The organism is Escherichia sp. Lx600-2, assembly GCF_036662595.1.
In the GTDB taxonomy this organism is placed as follows: domain Bacteria; phylum Pseudomonadota; class Gammaproteobacteria; order Enterobacterales; family Enterobacteriaceae; genus Escherichia; species Escherichia coli.
In genome coordinates this window covers 1-2,320 of record NZ_JAYQWM010000196.1, presented here as the reverse complement: position 1 = coordinate 2,320, position 2,320 = coordinate 1, and the positions used below count along the sequence as shown (strand labels likewise).

The 2,320-nt window shown below is 43.8% G+C and carries 4 protein-coding genes; 1 reads left to right on the top strand and 3 read right to left on the bottom strand.

The window, feature by feature from the left end:
- Nucleotides 1–45: 45 nt before the first annotated feature.
- Genes OQV04_RS24320 through OQV04_RS24310 form a run of 3 tightly spaced genes read right to left on the bottom strand, consistent with a single transcriptional unit; the run spans nt 46 to nt 1,257 of the window.
- Nucleotides 46–339: a hypothetical protein gene (locus tag OQV04_RS24320; protein WP_015060510.1), complete on the bottom strand. Its 294-nt coding sequence runs from the start codon at nt 337–339 to the stop codon at nt 46–48.
- 15 nt (nt 340–354) lie between these two features.
- Complete coding sequence (locus tag OQV04_RS24315; protein ID WP_000051064.1) at nt 355–585, bottom strand: plasmid partition protein ParG; 231 nt, start codon at nt 583–585, stop codon at nt 355–357.
- A gap of 51 nt (nt 586–636) precedes the next feature.
- Nucleotides 637–1,257, bottom strand: a complete 621-nt coding sequence (locus OQV04_RS24310; RefSeq protein WP_000864791.1) for a ParA family protein — start codon at nt 1,255–1,257, stop codon at nt 637–639.
- A 285-nt stretch (nt 1,258–1,542) separates the two neighbouring features.
- Here OQV04_RS24310 and OQV04_RS24305 point away from each other — a divergent pair, with 285 nt between their 5' ends.
- On the top strand, nt 1,543–2,181 hold the full coding sequence (locus OQV04_RS24305) for a recombinase family protein (protein ID WP_024245155.1): 639 nt from the start codon (nt 1,543–1,545) through the stop codon (nt 2,179–2,181).
- The last annotated feature ends 139 nt before the right edge of the window (nt 2,182–2,320 follow it).

Sequence of the window (2,320 nt, the reverse complement as noted above, 5' to 3'; positions counted from 1 at the left end):
GAACGGTCTGCGTTGTCGGGAAGATGCGTGATCTGATCCTTCAACTCAGCAAAAGTTCGATTTATTCAACAAAGCCTCCTGGCTGTTGTACATCGCCAGTGCTGCCTTTAGAACGGTAGTTTTGCTCTGGCCTGTTCTGATAGCTTCGACTTCCAGGATTTCTTCATAGGCTTCGGTTAGCCGGAAATTCAGTAGTCTTGCTTTTGCTGTCAATTGCTTACTGTTTTCTTCAGGAATATGGCTTGCCGAAGGATTTAGTTTTGATGTGACTTCTGTTACCACCTCTTCCGGTAACGCTTCTAATAGCGTTTTCAGCGCATCAACGACGTTTTTATCCATGATATTCCTCAGATATTATTCGTTCTCTTTGAGCCATTTATCTACAAGCTGGTTCACCACATCTGTGATCGATGTACCTTTTTTGGCACATGCAGCCTTAAACCGGGTGTGTTTTTCTTCGTCAAAATTGACGTTAACACGTTTGATTTTTCCAGATGATACTGGTGCTGTTACTACTCGTTCCAGATCTCTGTTTTCACCAAAGGTCATTTTTTTTACTGCCGTATGCGCTTTTTCAAGTGACATTAAGGTTACTCCGGTTGTTATACTTATTTGATTATATGAGTGAATGAGTAATTACTCAAATGTACTAACTATCTCTTTTGTAAGGATTTCTATTTCACCTTTTGCTGCGCCATCACTGGATTCAAACACGCTGTCACCATCCAGAATTGATTTCACGTAAACCTGACGTTGTGTAATGGCCGTACGGAAAGATTTAACACCAGTGTCTTTGATACTTTCTTTCAGCACATTGAGCATGGTTGCCATTTCTATCTTACGGGTGATCAGAAAGCGGGCTTCAACTTTGCGGCTGTAAGCCTGTGCTTCCAGAACAGTAACGACGCTTCCTGCTGCGGAGAAATCCAGGGGGCTGGGTGTAACAGGGATAATTACCAGATCGCTTACCATGACGGCTGCGGAGGTGATTACTGAGAGCGAACCTGCCCCGTCCACAATAGCAAAGTCATAGTCCGCCAGATCTTTTCGGATTCCATAGACGTCTTTTTCAGATGCAGCTGTAAATACGTCAAATGCTGCCTTGCCCGCTTTGCTCCAGTTCGTCAGGCTCATTTGTGGATCTGTATCTACCACAGCAATGTTGTATCCGCTTCTGCTCAACGCAGTGGCTATGTTGATTACGGCAGTTGTTTTACCTGAACCCCCTTTCGGATTCAGAAATGAGATTACTTTCATACTCAAACCCTCAATTGTGTATCTACTCAATTACTCTTGTGAGTTTTTGAGTTTACCATACTCTTTGCATGAGTAAAGGTTAATATGAGTTTATGAGTTAAAGAGCATATACTCATTTGAGTTTGTTGTGTATATGAGCATGTGAGTTTATGAGTATGGGTGACGATGTCACATTTACTCATTATTTGTTTTTTCGGTTCTTTTAGAGTATGCCTTTTAAATACCACCCATAACGGGTACTGTATAGTTATGCTTTAACTACCTAAATCGAACTGGTTCTACACTGTGACTCAAACTGTACCGAAAGGCTTTGTCCGGGCTTATTTACGCGCCTCTACATCTGAACAAGATGCTTCTCGCGCTCTGGCTGCGATTGATAGTTTTGCCGAGGAACGTGGGCTGAACATTTGCAATTACTACATTGAGAATGAATCTGGTTCGAGGCTTGACCGGCCTGAATTATTCAGGTTGCTCAAAGACTGCCGGCACAACGATATTCTCTTAATTGAGGATGTAGATCGGCTCTCACGTCTGACTGGCGAAGACTGGAACAGCTTGAAAAAATTGATTAGGCAGAAAGATATACGAGTGATGGCCATCAACGTTCCGACAACATGGATAGCTTCAGGAAGCCATGATTTTGATAGCCGCATGTTTGCTGCAATTAACGATATGTTGCTCGACATGCTGGCTGCTGTGGCACGTCGTGACTATGAACAACGCCGGGAACGTCAAAGACAGGGGATTAGTAAAGCTCAAAAAGAGGGAAGGTATAAGGGGCGACAGGCCAATAAGGAGCGATACGATGCCATCAATCGGTTGCTCGATAGCGGTAGTTCCTGGAGTCAGGTACAGAAAATTATGGCCTGTAGTCGAGGGACAATTAGTAGTGCTGTAAAATCGAGGAAGTTGAACGCCATTTAAGCTAGTAGTTACAACACTCAATAGAATTTAAGCCGACTCTGCTTGGCTTGCGAGTGTGGCTAATAGGGGAGCCCGCAGAATTCGGAAAAAATCGTACGCTAAGGTTTTCCGGGCATCCGTAAGGGCCGAAACTTCCCGT

What these genes read in the sequence shown, in the direction of transcription:
- OQV04_RS24320 (WP_015060510.1), bottom strand. Translation starts at nt 339, where the DNA reads ATGGATAAAAACGTCGTTGATGCGCTGAAAACGCTATTAGAAGCGTTA.
- OQV04_RS24315 (WP_000051064.1), bottom strand. Translation starts at nt 585, where the DNA reads ATGTCACTTGAAAAAGCGCATACGGCAGTAAAAAAAATGACCTTTGGT.
- OQV04_RS24310 (WP_000864791.1), bottom strand. Translation starts at nt 1,257, where the DNA reads ATGAAAGTAATCTCATTTCTGAATCCGAAAGGGGGTTCAGGTAAAACA.